Genomic DNA, 16633 nt, shown 5'->3' on the forward strand with positions numbered 1-16633 from the left:
GCATCTGAAGGCGCGCGACATCAGTTATGAACGTCCTCACAGGGCCGAGTCGGGCCGGGTGGGGTCGACCGCGATCCCCACCTCCGCTAACAGTACAAGCGTTACGCTAAAACCCCATGTCAGAGCTACTGGTGAGTAGACTTGACGGTGGTTACGCGCTGGCAACTTTCGCAGGATTGGCAAAGTTGTGGGCGATCCTAGCTCAGATTCACAGAAGCAACAGGTAGACGGCCTTTTGATGGTGTGCCATGGTGTGGAAGTACACCCACCGGGCATTGCAAGCCTGCAAATCGTCGTTCCAGCAGTGCGACGCGGAAACGCTTCGTCGACGCGGACACGGCGGACCGACCGACCAAGGAAGTGGAGTCGCAAGATGTCGACCACCGGCACCCCGAAGACCGCCGAGGAAATCCAGAAGGATTGGGACACCAACCCGCGCTGGAAGGGCGTCACCCGCAACTACACCGCCGAGCAGGTTTCCAAGCTGCAGGGCACCGTTGTCGAAGAGCACACCCTCGCGCGGCGTGGCTCGGAGATCCTGTGGGATCTGGTGAACAACGAGGACTACATCAACTCGCTGGGCGCCCTCACCGGCAATATGGCGGTGCAGCAGGTCCGCGCGGGCCTCAAGGCCATCTACCTGTCGGGCTGGCAGGTCGCCGGTGACGCGAACCTGTCCGGTCACACCTACCCCGACCAGAGCCTCTACCCGGCCAACTCGGTGCCCGCCGTGGTTCGCCGCATCAACAACGCGCTGCTGCGCGCCGACGAGATCGCCAAGGTCGAGGGCGATACCGCCGTCGAGAACTGGCTGGCCCCCATCGTCGCCGACGCCGAAGCCGGCTTCGGTGGCGCGCTGAACGCCTACGAACTGCAGAAGGCCATGATCGCCGCCGGTGCCGCCGGTGTGCACTGGGAAGACCAGCTGGCCTCGGAGAAGAAGTGCGGCCACCTGGGTGGCAAGGTTCTCATCCCCACCCAGCAGCACATCCGCACCCTGACCTCCGCGCGCCTGGCCGCCGACGTCGCCGAGGTGCCCTCGGTGATCATCGCCCGTACCGACGCCGAAGCCGCCACCCTCATCACCTCCGATGTGGACGAGCGCGACCGCGAGTTCCTCGACGGCACCCGCACCGCCGAAGGCTTCTTCGGCGTGAAGAACGGCATCGAGCCCTGCATCGCGCGCGCCAAGGCCTACGCCCCCTACGCCGACCTCATCTGGATGGAGACCGGCGTGCCGGACCTCGAGGTCGCGCGCAAGTTCGCCGAGGCCGTCCGCAGCGAATTCCCGGACCAGCTGCTGGCCTACAACTGCTCGCCGTCCTTCAACTGGAAGGCCCACCTGGACGACGCCACCATCGCCAAGTTCCAGCGTGAACTCGGCGCCATGGGCTTCAAGTTCCAGTTCATCACCCTGGCCGGCTTCCACTCGCTCAACTACGGCATGTTCGACCTGGCCTACGGCTACGCCCGCGAGGGTATGACCGCCTTCGTCGACCTGCAGGAGCGCGAATTCAAGGCCGCCGCCGAGCGTGGCTTCACCGCGATCAAGCATCAGCGCGAGGTCGGTGCCGGCTACTTCGACACCATCGCCACCACCGTCGACCCCAACACCTCGACGGCGGCGCTGAAGGGCTCCACCGAAGAAGGACAGTTCCACTGAGTTGTCTGCGGCGCCCGGACTCGGGCCTCTGGGCCCGAGTCCTTCGGGACCGATCGTGGTACTCCGTCTTCTGACGGGTATCCCGGACCCACTACCTCGGTAGGGGTGTACCGCCCCCTCGCAACAGCCCGGCGAGGGGGCTTCGGTCTCTCCGGCGCGCCGGACCCGACCGCCCTAGGCGCTCAGCGGTCGGCATTGTGGACGAAAGTGACGAGGGCTCCGAGCCCGCGCTGCCGGAGGCGGCGCCGATGAACACAGCCCCGCGCCGCCGAGGCGGCGCCATGGAATAGGAGTGGGACGTGAACGAGAAGATTCAGCGTGTCGGTGTCATCGGTGCCGGCCAGATGGGCGCGGGTATCGCCGAGGTGTGCGCTCGTGCGCATGTCGATGTGCTCGTGTACGAGCAGACCCGAGATCTCGCCGCAGCCGGCCGATCGCGGATCCTGCGGTCCCTGGACCGGGGCGTGAGCAGCGGCAAGATCACCGAGCGCGAGCGGGAACAGGCGGCCTGGCGGCTGCGGTTCACCTCCGACCTCGGCGATTTCGCGGACCGGCAGCTCGTGGTGGAGGCCGTCCTGGAGGACGAGAAGGTCAAGACCTCCATCTTCGCCGAACTCGACAAGGTGGTCACCGACCCCGGCGCGGTGCTCGCCTCCAACACCTCCTCCATCCCGATCATGAAGATCGCGGTGGCGACCAACAACCCCGAGCGGGTTGTCGGTATGCACTTCTTCAATCCCGTGCCGGTGCTGCCGCTGGTCGAACTGGTGACCACACTGAAGACCAGCGGCGCCGTCACCGAGCGGGCCGAGAAATTCGCGGCCGAGGTCCTCGGCAAGGAGATCGTGCGTTCCTCGGACCGTTCCGGCTTTGTCGTCAACGCGCTGCTGGTGCCGTACCTGCTCTCGGCCATCCGCATGGTGGAATCCGGCTTCGCCACCAAGGAGGATGTCGACAAGGCGATGGTGCTCGGCTGCGCCCACCCCATGGGGCCGCTCGCACTCACCGACCTGGTCGGCCTCGATACGGTGAAATCGATCGCCGACTCGATGTACGGCGAATTCAAGGAGCCGCTGTACTCGGCGCCGCCGCTGCTCATGCGCATGGTCGAGGCGGGGTTGCTGGGCAAGAAGTCCGGCGCGGGCTTCTACCAGTACAACAAGGCGTAGGCAGTCGGCGGTCACCGAGATGAGCGGCGGAGTGAACAACCGGGGCTCATAGGGCCCCGACCCGCCCCGCCGCAGGCGGGGCAACTAGACACGGAGGTCGGCAATGGTCAACGTCGGTGAAGGGTTCGGCTCGAGTGTGCTCGGGTATCCGCGGATCGGTCCGCACCGGGAGCTCAAGCGCGCGCTCGAGGCGTACTGGCGGCAGGCGATCACCCGGGAAGAGCTGCGCGCGGTGGGACGCGATATCCAGGAGCAGCAGTTCAACGAGCTCGCCGCCACCGGGCTCACCCAGGTCCCGGGGAATACCTTCTCCTTCTACGACCATGTGCTCGACAACGCGCTGCTCTTCGGCGCGGTGCCGTCGCGTTTCGCGGAATTCCGCGCCGATCTGGATCCGCTGGATTTCTATTTCCTGATGGCACGCGGCCGGCCCGATCTACCACCGCTGGAACTGGTGCGTTTCTTCGGCACCAACTATCACTACCGGCAACCGGAACTCGATGCCGATACCGAATTCTCCCTGCATGCCGAGGCGCTGCTGGATGAATGGGACCGGGCGATGGCCGTGGGCATCGAACAGCGGCCGGTGGTGCTCGGGCCGGTGTCGTTGCTGCTGCTGTCCAAAGCGGGGAGTGTGCCCGGTGAATCGGCCGGGTTCGACACCATCGATCTGCTGGACCGGCTGCTCCCGGTCTACGAGCAGTTGTTCGAGATCCTGGCCCGGCGTGGCGCCACCTGTGTGCAGCTGGACGAACCGTGTTTCACCGCCGAACGCTCCGCCGCCGAACTCGCCGCCTTCGAACGCGTCTACGACCGGTTGTCCAAGGCGCCGCTGCGGCCGCGCATCCTGGTCACCGGGCAGTACGGCGATTTCGGGGAAGCGCTGCGCATTCTCGCCGGTACCGGCGTGGAGGCGATCGGCCTCGATCTGGCCTCGTATCGGATGCGGCCCGAAGATCTGGCGCAGATTCCGGGTATCCGCCGCAAACGGCTGTACGCGGGGGTCATCAGCGGCACGAATGTGTGGCGGGCCGACCGCTACGTCACCCTGGAATACCTGAACGAACTCGCCAAAGTGTGCCCGGACCTGGTGGTCTCCACCGGGACCACGCTGCTGCACGTGCCCTACGATGTGCTCGCCGAATACGATATCGACGGGAATGTGGCCGATCGGCTCGCTTTCGCGAAACAGAAAGTCGGCGAGGTCGTCTCACTGGCCAAAGCACTCACCGAGGGGCCCTCGGACAAATGGCGTAAACGCCCCGGCGAAGTGCATTTCAAACAGAAACACGCGGTGCGCCAGCGGGTCTACGCGATCACTCCGCAGATGCGGGAACGTGTCCCCTATGCCGAGCGCCGGGCCGCGCAACAGGAGAAATTGCAGCTGCCGCCGGTGCCGGCCACCACGCTGGGGTCTTATCCGCAGAGCGTCGAAGCCCGGCAGGCCCGCCACCAGCTGGGTGAGGGCCGGTTGTCCTACGACGAATACCGCAAGAAGATCGAGGCGGAGATCGCCGCCACCATCGCGTTGCAGGAAGATATCGGTCTCGATGTGCTGGTGCACGGCGAGCACGAGCGCAACGACATGATCCAGTATTTCGCCGAATTACTGGACGGTTTCGCCACCACGCATTTCGGCTGGGTCCAGGTGTACGGATCGCGCTGTGTGCGTCCGCCGATCATCTACGGCGACGTGTCCCGGCCGGCCCCGATGTCGGTGGAGTGGATCACCTATGCCCAATCGCTGACCGACAAACCGGTGAAGGGCATGGTCACCGGGCCCGTCACGATGGTGGCGCGTTCGTTCGTCCGGCAGGACCAGCCGCTCTACGAGACGGCCGACCAGGTGGCGCTGGCGATCCGCGACGAAGTCGTGGATCTGGAGCGCGCCGGTATCGGCATCATCCAGGTCGACGAACCGGCGCTGCGGGAGCTGTGGCCGGCCCGGCCCGAAGGCCGCGCCGAATACCTGCGCTGGGCGATCGGGGCATTCCGGCTCGCGACCTCCGGTGTGGCGCCCAGTACCCAGATCCACACCCATATCCCGTACTCGGGCCGTACCGAGATCGTGCAGGCCATCGAACAGCTCGACGCCGACGTCACCGCGATCGTGGCCACCCGGTCGATCGAGTGGGTGCTGAAAGCGCTGGAGGAGGACTACGCGTCCGGTCACGGGCTCAGTCACGGGGTCGGTCCGGGCGTATACGAGAGCCGTTCGGCCCGGATCCCGGATATCGACGAACTGGACGAGCTGCTCACCGCGGCTGCCGCGGCGGTCGGCCCGGACCGGCTCTGGGCCAACCCGGACGGCGGCCTCAAGACCCGCCACCACTGGCAGCTCGATCCCGCCCTCCGCAATATGGTCGCCGCCGCCCGCCGCGTCCGCCGCCGCCTGGAATCCGAGCGGTGAGCGCGGCCGCCTGAAACACACACCTTGGCAAGAATCGGTATGCGACGGTAGGCATGGACGCATGAGTAGTGCTGTAGCCGCCTATGCGATGGCCGGACCCGAGGCCGCGTTCGAGAAGGTCACCATCGAGCGCCGGGAGCTCGGACCCCACGATGTCCTGATCGATATCGCGTATGCCGGGATCTGCCATTCCGATATCCACACCGCCCGCAACGAGTGGGGCGGCGCGGAGTATCCGTGTGTGCCGGGCCACGAGATCGCGGGGACCGTCGCTGCGGTGGGATCGGCGGTGACCCGCCACCGGGTGGGCGACCGGGTGGGCGTGGGCTGCATGGTGGACTCCTGCGGAGTGTGCGAGCCATGTCTGGCGGGTGAGGAGCAGTTCTGTACCCGTGGCGCGGTGATGACCTACAACTCCCGGGTGCCGGAGGAGGTGCAGCCGGGCGGGCACACCATGGGCGGATATGCCACCCGGATCGTGGTGACCGAGAACTTCGTGGTCGCCATCCCGGAGGGCATCGATCTGTCGGTGGCCGCGCCACTGTTGTGCGCTGGAATCACCCTGTATTCGCCTTTACGACAATGGGGCGCGGGACCCGGGAAAAAAGTCGCGATCATCGGAATGGGCGGCCTCGGTCATATCGGTGTGAAAATCGCCGCCGCGCTGGGCGCCGAGGTGACGGTGCTCAGCCATTCGCTGAGCAAACAGGACGACGGAAAGCGATTCGGCGCGCACCACTACTACGCCACCAGCGACGCCCAGGTGTTCCGGCAGTTGCGCAGCAGCTTCGATCTCGTCATCAACACCGTATCCGCGGACCTGCCGATCAACGACTACATGAAGCTGCTGCGGCTGGATGGGACGCTGGTCGTGCTGGGGCTGCCGGAGGCCCCGCTCCAGGTCCAGGCCCGGGTGCTGGCCGGCCGCCGGCGTTCGCTGTCGGGTTCGATGATCGGCGGTATCGAGCAAACGCAGGAGATGTTGAATTTCTGTGCCGAGCACGGAATCGGCGCGGAAATCGAGTTGATTTCCGCGGACGAGATCGACAGCGCGTACGAGCGTGTGGTGGCCAGTGATGTGCGCTATCGGTTTGTCATCGATACCGCGACCATCTGAGTGATTCCGCCGGTTCGATCCGGCGGATTGCCGGGTTCGAAGTCGATTCGATCGGTCGCCGTCGAACAATCGGTCACCATCGAACAAAGGGTTTCGGCTCGTGTACGCCGTTTATCCACACTGTGGAGAAGGCTGTGGAAAACCGCGCTCCACGGTGTGGATGAAGGCCGAGCGGCTGTGGATGGATTTCCGGCCGGCAGGGCCCGGGATACGGAATTCTATTGATTCGGTTTCCGCTGGATAACGAGAGGGCCATATACCGATTGCGCCGATCGGCCGGTTCGTGCGGGCAGATGCCGACATCGGGGCCGGTTTTCGCCCGGACGGTGTAAAGGGCCGCCGCGGGGATGTGACATGGATGTGACCGGGGCGGCCCGATGGTAACGAATCAACAGGTATCCGGCCGGTGTCTCCCCAGGCCCGCGCCGCCTGTGGATAACCGGGGATGCCTGTGGATAACTTGCGACAAGGAGAAGAAACTCGACTGCTGCGCGTTGATCCGGGCGACAATGGTCGTGATCGGCTGCGGCAGCGGGAGGCTCCTTGGACAACCAGTGGCAGAGCGCCGGCTCCCGCGGGCCCACCGGCGGGGCCCGCGTGCTCGTTACCGTCTTCGCCGCGGTGCTGGCTCTGGGGGCACTGTTCGGCTACCGGGGCGAACTACCCGGCCTGGCGCAGCCCGGCCGCAGTGCCGTCGCCACACCCGTCCGTCCCGCACCGCGGCCGCCGCTGAACGCGAGCGAGGTGACCCGCGGTGTCTCGCCGGTACTGGTGAACATCACCGCCGCCGCCCGTCCGTTCGGGGCCGCGGCGGCCGGATCCGGAATAGTTCTCACCGGAGAAGGACAGGTACTCACCAGCCACCATGTCGTGAAGGGCGCGAAGACGGTCCGGGTCAGTCGCGTCGCCGACGGTGCCGTATACACCGCCGAGGTACTCGGCTACGACGCCCGCGCCGATATCGCCCTGCTCTCCCTCGCCGGCGCGCGGGGGCTGGCCACCGCGCGTATCGGCAGTTCGGCCGGGCTGCGCATACGGGACGAGGTCCTGGCCATCGGTAACGCCGGCGGAAGCGGCACGGCCACCGCGGTCACCGGGGAGATCAGCGATCTGGACAGCACGATCATGGCCTTGAACCAGCAGGACCTGTCCCGGCAGGCACTGACCGGGATGCTGGAGATCGAGGCGGCGGTCAGCGCGGGCCAGTCCGGTGGGGCGGTGACCGATTCCACCGGTGCGGTCGTCGGGGTGATCGCCGCGGCATCCGGTAATCGGGATCCACCACCCGGCGCGGCCGAGGACCCACCCAACGGTTACGCGGTCCCCATCGACGCCGCCATGCGGATCGTGCAGCAGATCCGGTCCGGTACGCCCACCGAATCCGTGCACATCGGTCCCACCGCCACCCTGGGGGTACTGATCTCCGACGCGCGACCACACGGCGCCCGCATCGATATGGCGATCCACGGTCTGCCCGCGCAGGCGGCGGGCCTGACAGCCGGGGAGATCATCACCTCGCTGGACGGTCGCGCCGTCACGAGTGCGCGCGCGCTGCGCGCGGCGATCGACACCCGCAAACCGGCCGAAACGGTGCGGCTGGGTGTGCGGGGGCAGGACGGCAGCGAACGGTTCGTCGTGGTGCGGTTGGTCGCCGGCACACCGGGTTAGGGGCGGGCCGGCGACGCGTTCAGAACAGCGACAGCCAGTAGTCCTGGAAACGGAGGAACACCAGCACCAGCACCACGGCGTAGAAGACCGCGACGAAGGTCCAGCGCCATTCCGCGATCACCCGCAGCGCGCCCCGATCGTTACCCCACAGCTGTTCGGTGAGTACGGCGAGCAGGGGTGTGATGATCGCCCACACCAGCATGCAGTAAGGGCACAGCGCATTGATGCGGTACAGGCTCTGGAAGATCAGCCAGCAGATGAACAGCGTTCCCGCGGCCGTCCCCAGCCACAGCCCGGTCCAGATCCAACGGGGCAGCCCCATCCCCGCGACCGAGAGCACACCGAGCGTCACGACCACGGAGAACCCGGCCACCCCGATGATCGGGTTCGGGAAGCCGAGCACCGCCGCCTGATCGGTAGCCATCACCGAACCGCAGGACAGCACCGGGTTCAAACTGCACGAGGGGATGTAGCCGGGCTCACTGAGCAGTTTGAAATCCTCGACCAGCAGGACGAACGCGGCGACCCAGCCGGCCAGGCCGCACAGCAGCATTGTCCAGGCGGCAGGCGGCGAAGTGCGGATCACCGGCCCGCAGCCGCCTGGATCGCGGCGGTCAGCGGCGCGGTGTCGAAGCCCGTGCGGTCCTGGTTCAGCGTGAGTTCGACCTTGTCACCGTTGACGAAAACCGTCGGCGTACCGTCGATCCCCTCGTCCAGCGATTCCTGGGATTTCGCGGCGACGAAACCGTCGTATTTGCGGTCGGTGATGCAGTCGGCGACGGCGGGGTCGGTATAGCCCGCCTGCTGGGCGATGGCGATGAGCTGTTCGTCGGTCAGGCCGGCGCTGCGTTCGGGCGGCTGCTGCTCGAACATGAGCTTCAGCCAGTCCTGATATTTGTCGGTACCGGTCTCGGCGACACAGTAGGAGGCGTTCGCGGCCCGGGTGGAGTATTCGGTACTCGACATCTGGTCGAGGTAGCTCACGATGTTGTATTCGATCGCGGCGGTGCCGTCGGCGACCGATTTGCTCAGCAGTTCGCCGTGGTCGGCCTCGAACTGTTTACAGACCGGGCACTGCATATCCGCGACGATCCGCACGATCGCCTTCGCTTCCGGTCGCCCCACCCGGATGGCGCCGTTATCGGTTGCCACCGCCGGGACGGCGCCCACCTCGCCGGAACCGGAGTTGCGCACGGCCAGGCCGATACCGATCGCCGCGACCAGCGCGACCAGTACGGCGGCCACGCCGACCTGTATCGCGATCTTGCGGTTGCGGTCCGCGCGCGCGCCCGCCGCCAGCGGATTCGGCCGCCCGGGGTTTTTGCTCACCGTGCGTTCACCACGCCTTTCCCTCGCCTCGCCTGCCCCGGCCACTTGTAGGTTCACCAGGGGGCGCCGGGTTGCCCGGCGCATCGCCCATCATTGTCCGGCTTGCTGAGAGTTTCCATAGCCCATCGATCCGCGCCGGTCAGGCTGTGTCGAGCCGGCGCAGTTCTTCAGCCGGGTCGAAATTCGCCGGCGGCCAGCTCAGATCCAGTTTCTCCAGCGCCTCGATGAGCAGTTCGGTCACGGCCAGGCGCGAGAACCATTTCGCGTCGGCGGGCAGCACATACCAGGGTGCGTAGTCGGTGCAGGTGCGGTCCAGCAGATCCTGATAGGCCTGCTGGTAGGCGGGCCAATAGGCGCGCTCGTCGATATCGCCGGGGCTGAATTTCCAGTACTTGTCCGGTCGTTCCAGCCGCTCGCGCAGCCTTTTCTTCTGTTCGTCGAGCGATACGAACATGGCGACCTTCACCAGTGTCGTTCCCGCCTCGGTCAGCTCCTGTTCGAAATCGTTGATCTCGGTGTAGCGCTGCTGCCAGACCGCTTCGGGCACGAGCTCGTGCACCCGGGCGACCAGCACGTCCTCGTAATGTGAGCGATCGAACACCCCGAGTTGCCCACCACGCGGCAGGGCTTTGCGGATCCGCCACAGGAAGTGATGCCGCTTCTCCTCCGCGGTCGGCACGCCGAACGCGGCGTGATCGACGCCCTGCGGGTCCACCGAGCCGATGACATGACGCACGATCCCGCCCTTGCCGGCGGTGTCCATGCCCTGCAGGATCAACAGCACGCTGCGCTTGTCACCGGAGCGTCCGTTTGCGTAGAGCTTCTCCTGTAAACCGGCCAGCACCTCGCCGCGTTCGGCCAGCAACGCTTCTCCATCCTTTTTGCGACCCTCGAACCCGGGCCGGGCGGAGGTGTCCATATCGGCGATACGCAGGCCGTCGGCGCGCAGGGCCCGGCTCGCGGGAATTTTCCATAGCTCGGACATCCGACAGACCTATCACAGTCCGGGAGTGCTGCCGTGGATGCGGGCCAGGCTCTGCAGGTTGTCGGCGAACTCGGCATCGCTGACCGGTGCGAGGGTCAGTACATCGGCGGTGGTGAGCAGATAGCGGCCGTCGTCCCGGATATCGAGCCAGCTACGGTGCAGCGTGGGCGGTGACATGGGCTCGTCCGGCGCCACCGTGACGGTGATGAAACCGCGGGCGTCGACGGGTTCGCGCAGCGCCGCGCGGAAGCGCGCGGCGTCTCCGTCTCCGTCGCAGGGGGACAGTGGGGCATCGGTGAGTACCGCGTCCTGGGGCTGGTGGAACGGGCCGTGGGCGCCGGGGCGGGCGGAACCGATCAGCTGCACCAGCCGGCCCCCGAGGTCCCGGGCATGACACATATGGACGGTGACCTTCGTGGGTGTGGCGTGCAGAACGGCGGCGTGATGATCGATAACGGCGGCGAAGCCGAGGATCTGCTCGGTATGCGGCTGGTCGCCGTGGCGGATGAGCGCCGGTCGCTCTCCGGAAATCGTGACTGCGGTGGCGTCCGGGCGGGCGCAGAGCATGAGCGCGGCTGCCAGATCCGGGTCGGCCTGTCTGGCGAACCGCTGTGGTAATCGCAGCGCATCCAGTTCCGATTCGGTGCGCACGGCGCTGGCCGGGGCCAGATTCACCGGGTAGGGCCGGCGGTCCAGGCTTGTCTCATTGGCCCAGACGTAACTGAACTCGTCCGGAGTCAGGATCCACTTCACCGGCGCGGGCTCCCGCCGGTGCCGGTGGATCCGTCGGGGAACCGGGGTACCCGGTCGCCGGAAGCCGGGAGGGTGGGGTTGTAGATGGTGGTCATCGCGTCCTGCGCATCGGCGGCGGCCGCGGCGGCGGCGATATCGTGGTCCATCCGGCGGCGGCCGCCGTGTACGGCCTCGGCCGCCGGGTCGTCGAGAGGCCGATAGGGCTGCGGCGGGGCCAGTGCCGACCGCAATGTCTGTGCCGCTTCGGTATTTCCCTCCATCAATCGCTGGAGTGCGCGGCACGCCGCATAGGTCTCGTCACCGCCGGCGATGAACTCCCGCGTCGCTTGCCGGGCCGCATCCGCGGAATGCCCCGACCAGCGCTCGAATTCGCGACGGGTGGTGTCGGCGAACGCGGCGAAGGCATTCGCCACGGCGTCCGCGTTCGACTGCCACGCCGCGGCGGCAGCGCCGAGCGCACCGGGATCGAGCGCCTCGTGTACCCGGTCCCAGATCTCCTGATGGGTGAAACTGCCGAAACATTCGCGTTCGGGTGCGTAGGGCGGATCGTTGCCGGCGGGTTCAGCCATGGCTGTCCTCATGGTGGCGGTCGCGGTCGAGACCGGGATGAGCCGCCACCACGGAGAGGGCGGCGCGGTTGGCGAGATCGGCCTCGGCGAGCCGGCCGCCGGCGGCGAGATAGGCGGCCTTGAAGCAGAGCGCGGTCTCCTGGAGCGCGGTGAGGGTGGCCAGGTACTGCACCGCCTTATCGCGGAACCCCGCGGCAAGGGCGTGGCCGGTGGGCAGATCGGGGAAGCCCGCGGTGCCGTGGGTTTCGGCGATGCGGTGGCCGCCGGCTCGCGCCGCTTCGAGGTCGGCGACCAGGACGTCGCATGCCTGCGCCAAACGCAGTGCGACGTCTTCGGCGAGGGTGAAGGCGTTTTCGCCCCCGGCCGTGGCCGCGGTGTAGAGCCGGCGGGCCGTGTTCTGCCCCACCTCCGGTACCGACATCTGGAATCCCCCTTCCGGCCCGTGGGTACGCCAGCCGACTCTACCGACGAGTAGCCGCGGATGCGCGGGATAACCCGCCGGTCATAGGGATTCGGCTGTGAATTGGCGCACGCGTGACGGGGCGCGGGCAGCAGTGTATCGAAGGGTGGCAACGGGTCGAGCACTTCTCTCGCGGAATCCGTCAGACGCCGGACGTCGCCGACCGGCCGGCCTCGCGGCCCGCCGCTCCCGCGGCCGGGCGGGTGGCGGTCACGTATTGGAACAAGCGGTGTACGGATTGGTCGATATCGACCAGCCCGGCTTTCGCGAACAGCTCCGGGAAGGTTCGGCCGCCGAACATGCGCAGTCCGCTCACTCCCGCGGTGAGCCGGGTGAGTTCGCCGACCGGGTTGTCCGGGCGATGGCTGGTGGTGATGGCGATCCGGCCGCCGGGCGCCAGCACGCGGATCATCTCCCGGGCCGCGACCAGTGGGTCGGGAATGAGGTACAGCGCGCCGAAACAGCAGACGGCGTCGAAGGTCTCGTCGGCGAACGGCAGATAGCGCGCATCGCCGCGTACATATCCGGCGCGCGGCCCGGCATTGTCGGCGCGGGCGCGCGCCAGCATGGGCGGCGAATAGTCGATCCCCGTGACGTAACCGTCGGCCGGTACGTGCTCACTCAGGAAATGGGTGAAATTACCCGGTCCGCAAGCGATGTCGAGGACCCGCCGCGACCTGTCGAGGTGCAGCGACTCCACCGCGAACCGGCGATCGGCGGCGGTGGTGCGGCCGGTGGCCAGATAGAACACCGTGGGCCGCCAGACTTTTTCGTAGACCGCCGCCAGTGCCGGGGCGTTCATGGTGCGCCGAGCGAGATTCATCCCAGCGGCTCGACATCGATCGTCATCCCGGCCGCGCGCAGCCGCGCGGTCAGCGCGTCGCCCATGGCCGCGGCGGGCGTCAGCACACCGGCGAGCTCGGGTTTGTCGTCGAAGGCCAGTGCGAGACCGCTTTCGCCGAGCATGACCGAGGTCGCCTTGTACCCGGGGTCACCGAGACCGGCGAAATCGGCGCGATACCGCGCGCCGGAAGAGGTGCGGGTGTAGGTGCGCATGCGGAACCAGCCGCTCTCCCGGGTGGCTTCGCTCGGGCCGGTGCCCGGCGCGGGCAGCACCCGGTCGAGCACCGCGCGACCGGCGCCGAACCGGGACAGCAGACCACCGACCGCCATCCCGGCGACGATACCGCCGGAGATACCCGCCGCGATCACCGGCGCCAGGAGCGAGTTCCCGGCGCCCATGGTCTCTCGGTAGCGGAAGTTCTTGCCGTACACCCAGCCGAGCAGGCCGTTGCTCCGGCGCACGATCTTGGTGTTGTGCGAGGCCATGACGAATGTGCCGACCCAGCCGTCCAGACTCGGATCGATCTCGCGTCCCCGCTGCAGGGTGAGATCGGACTGGCGGCCCACCTCGGGGTCCATGGACCTGTCGGGGCTCAGCGAATAGGGGTGACCGAGTACCGCGCCTTTCGATCTGTCCGCCGCGACCGCCTCCATCATCGCCCGGCCGGAATCGATGGTGCCGCCGCTGACCCCACCGCGCAGGGTCGCGACCAGGGTGGTGTCGCCGAGCTCGCCGGTGTTGTCCGCGACCGTCCTCCGATAGAGCTGATAGACGCTCAGATCCGAAGGGATCGAATCGTATCCGCACGAGTTCACGATCTTGGCGCCCGTGCGCGCGGCCGCGTCGTGGTAGGCGTCGATGGCGTCGCGGATGAACAGCGGTTCACCGGTGAGATCCGCGTAGTGGGTACCGGCCTTCGCGCAGGCCGCGACCATCGGCATCCCGTAGCGCAGGTACGGCCCGACCGTGGTGATGACCGCGGTCGTGCGGGCGGCGAGGGCGTCCATCGACTCCTGATCGGTGGTATCGGCCACCACCAGACCCCAGTCCGCGGCCCCGATCTCGTCGCGTACCGAGGCGAGTTTGCCCGCCGAACGTCCGGCCAGCGCGATACGCGCCCCGGCCGGCGCCGCGCCCAGCAGGTACCGGGCGGTGAGCTTGCCGACGAAGCCGGTCGCGCCGAAGACGATCAGGTCGAATTCGCGAGTGTCGGTCATGGATAGAACCCCTTGGATATGTCCGGTTACCGCGGCTAACCCGTACGCCGCTTACCGCGTTTGGCCGGCCGGCGCCCCGCCAGCCACTGTCGATGGAGGCGCCCGAGTTCGGTGACCGGCTCCTCGCCGTACAACCATTCCCGGGCGATGCGATGCCAATTGGCGGTCGCCTCGAGCTGACCCAGCATGCCGAAGGTCAAGAAATCGGCCCGCCGCGAGAACAGATGCTCCGGCGGCAGATTCTGTTGTTTCATCCCGGAGAATTCACTGGACCGCGGGTCCACTGCCAGCAGGAACGCGCCGCTGGCCAGTTCCGGGGTGATGGTGAGTTCCTGGTCCACCAGGCACCATTCCGATGCCGAGAGCACATACTCCAGGCATTCCTCGACCCCGATCTCGTCCGCCGAATCGATGATCCCGCGCTGGATCATCAGCTCACGCAGATCCGCGCCGCGGTCCTCGGCGGCCGCGCACAGGCAGATCGCCTCGAATCGGACATGGTCGGGATCCATCCGGTTGAACAGTCCGAAATCGAGGAACCCGACCCGGCCGTCCGCGGCGAGCAGCACATTACCCGGGTGCGGGTCGCCACAGAATTCGTTGAAATCGAACAGCGATCCCACATAGAAGCGATAGATGATCTCGCCGACCCGGTCGCGATCGGGTTGCGGCATCCGGCGGATGTCCTCGAACGCGGTACCGGCCAGATACTCGGTGACGAGCACCCGCCTGGTGCTGTGTTCGAGAACCGGCCGCGGGATGACGACGAAGGGGTGGTCGGCGTAGAGCTCCGCGATATCGCGCTGGGTTTCGGCTTCGATGTGATAGTCCAGTTCGGCTTCCATGTTCAGCCGCAACTCGTCGAGGACCGCCGGAGTGACCCACGGCATCGCCGACTGCAGGACCCGCCGGAACATGTTCAGATTTTTCAGATCCGCCCGGACCGCCGCATCGATACCCGGATACTGCACCTTCACCGCGACCTCGCGGCCGTCGTGCAACCGGGCGAAATAGACCTGCCCGATGGAGGCAGCCGCGATGGCCTCGGGTTCGAACTCGGCGAACACCGCGTCCAGCGGCTGCCCGTAGTCCTCTTCGATCACCGCGCGCATGGCCTCGAACGACACCGACGGCGCGGCATTGCGCAGTACCGCGAGCCGTTTCTGGAACCGTTCCCGATGCTCCGGTGGCACCAGGTCCAGGTCGAGTACCGACATCATCTGGCCGAGTTTCATGGCCACGCCCTTCATGGTGCCCAACACCATGACCAGCTGTTCGGTACTGCGCAGGATCGACTCCTCGGCCATCCGGGCACGGACTGCCTCGGACCGGCCGCGCATCGAGAGCCGGGCGCGTTGTTTGCGCATCATCGAACCGGCCGCCACCGCACCCAGCTTGGTGCCGCGGGCCAGCCGGGATGTCGGCACTTGTTTCGCCATCGAGGAACCTCCGTTGGTGCCGACGCCGCGCCTACGACGACAGAAGAACACCCTCGGTTCCTCGTCACCGCACGGCAATCAGACTAGCCAACCCGGACGGGTTGTCGAGCCGGGCGAGCTCGTCGGCTCAGCCGGCCTGGTCGTCGGGGGAAACCGGGGGCAGCACATGCTCCTGTTCGGCGAACCTGGTCCGCGAACCGCCGGCGCGGGCCATTCCCTCGATGGCACTCCATACCATCATCGTGAGGTAGTCGATGACCTCTTCTCGGGGCAGCGTCTTGTGGGTGGTCCACCAGTGGGTCGCGAGCTGGATGCCGCCGACCAGCACATAGGACCACAGCATCACCCCTTCGGTCTCGATACCGCGGGCGCTGCCGCGTTCGGTGATGGCGGCCGCGACGACCTCCGCGAACAGCCTCTCGAAATCGGCCAGCGACGACGGATCACCCGACCCGGTGCCCATGATGAACCGGTACACCTCGGGATCTTCGTCGACCGCCCCGACGTATTCGGCCAGCGCCGACCGCACCAGCTGGTATTCGTCGGCATCGAGGCTGATCGCGCCGTACACACGCGGCATCAGGGTGATCTCGATGAACCGCTGCATAGCGGCGTTGACCAGGTCGTTCTTATCGGAGAAGTAGCGGTAGAGGACGGTTTTGGACACACCGATCTCGGCGGCGATCTCGTCCATACCGGCGCTCCCGCCGCGGGTGCGCACCGCGGCCAGCGTGCCGTCGACGAGTTCCTCGCGGCGGTCGATCTTGTGTTGACGCCAGCGCCGTTTGCGCCCGTCGGTCCGCGGGGTACGCACCGGCGCCGATCGATCGGCGGATGTCCCGATATCGAGCAGGTCTTCGGTGGACAGCGTGGGCTCCTCGGTCCGGACGGTTCACGTGCGTTCCACTCTAGGCCCCATCCCTACCCGGGTGGCTCGTTTGGCCCTTGTGCAACCGATCCCACACTCGTGTACCCGCCGGCTATCCGATCAGCTCCATCGGCGCCGAGAT

General features: G+C 67.0%; 15 protein-coding genes. 5 read left to right on the plus strand and 10 right to left on the minus strand.

Annotated elements, in window-relative coordinates; translation table 11 throughout:
- The first annotated feature begins 373 nt into the window (after positions 1–373).
- From aceA to NS4_RS15675, 5 genes are all read left to right on the plus strand, one after another.
- Entirely contained in the window at positions 374–1663 is a 1290-nt protein-coding gene (gene aceA, locus NS4_RS15655; protein ID WP_063060249.1) for an isocitrate lyase, read from the plus strand.
- 299 nt (positions 1664–1962) lie between these two features.
- Entirely contained in the window at positions 1963–2832 is an 870-nt protein-coding gene (locus tag NS4_RS15660) for a 3-hydroxybutyryl-CoA dehydrogenase (protein ID WP_084481302.1), read from the plus strand.
- 103 nt (positions 2833–2935) lie between these two features.
- Positions 2936–5242 (plus strand): 5-methyltetrahydropteroyltriglutamate--homocysteine S-methyltransferase, encoded by a 2307-nt coding sequence (gene metE, locus NS4_RS15665; RefSeq protein WP_063060250.1) that lies wholly within the window; start codon positions 2936–2938, stop codon positions 5240–5242.
- A gap of 61 nt (positions 5243–5303) precedes the next feature.
- Positions 5304–6359 carry an NAD(P)-dependent alcohol dehydrogenase gene (locus NS4_RS15670; RefSeq protein ID WP_063060251.1) on the plus strand — a complete coding sequence of 352 codons (1056 nt, stop codon included), beginning with the start codon at positions 5304–5306 and terminating at the stop codon, positions 6357–6359.
- Between the two features lie 543 nt (positions 6360–6902).
- A complete protein-coding gene (locus tag NS4_RS15675) occupies positions 6903–8027 on the plus strand; it encodes a S1C family serine protease (protein ID WP_245665428.1) in 1125 nt (374 codons plus the stop codon).
- Between the two features lie 19 nt (positions 8028–8046).
- Here the strand turns inward: NS4_RS15675 and NS4_RS15680 are convergent, their stop codons facing one another.
- From NS4_RS15680 to NS4_RS15725, 10 genes are all read right to left on the minus strand, one after another.
- Positions 8047–8580, minus strand: a complete 534-nt coding sequence (locus NS4_RS15680; RefSeq protein WP_157106071.1) for a vitamin K epoxide reductase family protein — start codon at positions 8578–8580, stop codon at positions 8047–8049.
- A 29-nt stretch (positions 8581–8609) separates the two neighbouring features.
- Positions 8610–9356 carry a DsbA family protein gene (locus NS4_RS15685; protein WP_084487316.1) on the minus strand — a complete coding sequence of 249 codons (747 nt, stop codon included), beginning with the start codon at positions 9354–9356 and terminating at the stop codon, positions 8610–8612.
- A 139-nt stretch (positions 9357–9495) separates the two neighbouring features.
- Positions 9496–10341, minus strand: a complete 846-nt coding sequence (locus tag NS4_RS15690; RefSeq protein WP_063060252.1) for a polyphosphate kinase 2 family protein — start codon at positions 10339–10341, stop codon at positions 9496–9498.
- A gap of 12 nt (positions 10342–10353) precedes the next feature.
- Positions 10354–11094, minus strand: coding sequence for an ESX secretion-associated protein EspG (locus tag NS4_RS15695; protein WP_063060253.1), 741 nt, complete (start codon positions 11092–11094; stop codon positions 10354–10356).
- The gene (locus NS4_RS15700) at positions 11091–11663 is read right to left on the minus strand and encodes a hypothetical protein (protein WP_157106068.1); all 573 of its coding nucleotides are present in this window, start codon (positions 11661–11663) and stop codon (positions 11091–11093) included. The genes NS4_RS15695 and NS4_RS15700 overlap by 4 nt, the downstream gene beginning before the upstream one ends.
- Positions 11656–12084, minus strand: coding sequence for a hypothetical protein (locus NS4_RS15705; RefSeq protein WP_063060255.1), 429 nt, complete (start codon positions 12082–12084; stop codon positions 11656–11658). Before NS4_RS15705 ends, NS4_RS15700 begins: the two co-directional genes overlap by 8 nt.
- 181 nt (positions 12085–12265) lie before the next feature.
- Entirely contained in the window at positions 12266–12946 is a 681-nt protein-coding gene (locus tag NS4_RS15710) for a class I SAM-dependent methyltransferase (RefSeq protein WP_063060256.1), read from the minus strand.
- Positions 12943–14184: a saccharopine dehydrogenase family protein gene (locus NS4_RS15715; protein WP_063060257.1), complete on the minus strand. Its 1242-nt coding sequence runs from the start codon at positions 14182–14184 to the stop codon at positions 12943–12945. The genes NS4_RS15710 and NS4_RS15715 overlap by 4 nt, the downstream gene beginning before the upstream one ends.
- A 35-nt stretch (positions 14185–14219) precedes the next feature.
- The gene (locus NS4_RS15720; protein WP_063060258.1) at positions 14220–15623 is read right to left on the minus strand and encodes an ABC1 kinase family protein; all 1404 of its coding nucleotides are present in this window, start codon (positions 15621–15623) and stop codon (positions 14220–14222) included.
- Positions 15624–15750: 127 nt separating this feature from the next.
- Complete coding sequence (locus NS4_RS15725) at positions 15751–16437, minus strand: TetR/AcrR family transcriptional regulator (protein ID WP_063060259.1); 687 nt, start codon at positions 16435–16437, stop codon at positions 15751–15753.
- Between the last annotated feature and the right edge of the window lie 196 nt (positions 16438–16633).

The sequence above is a fragment of the Nocardia sienata NBRC 100364 genome (genome assembly GCF_001613205.1).
GTDB lineage: Bacteria > Actinomycetota > Actinomycetes > Mycobacteriales > Mycobacteriaceae > Nocardia > Nocardia sienata.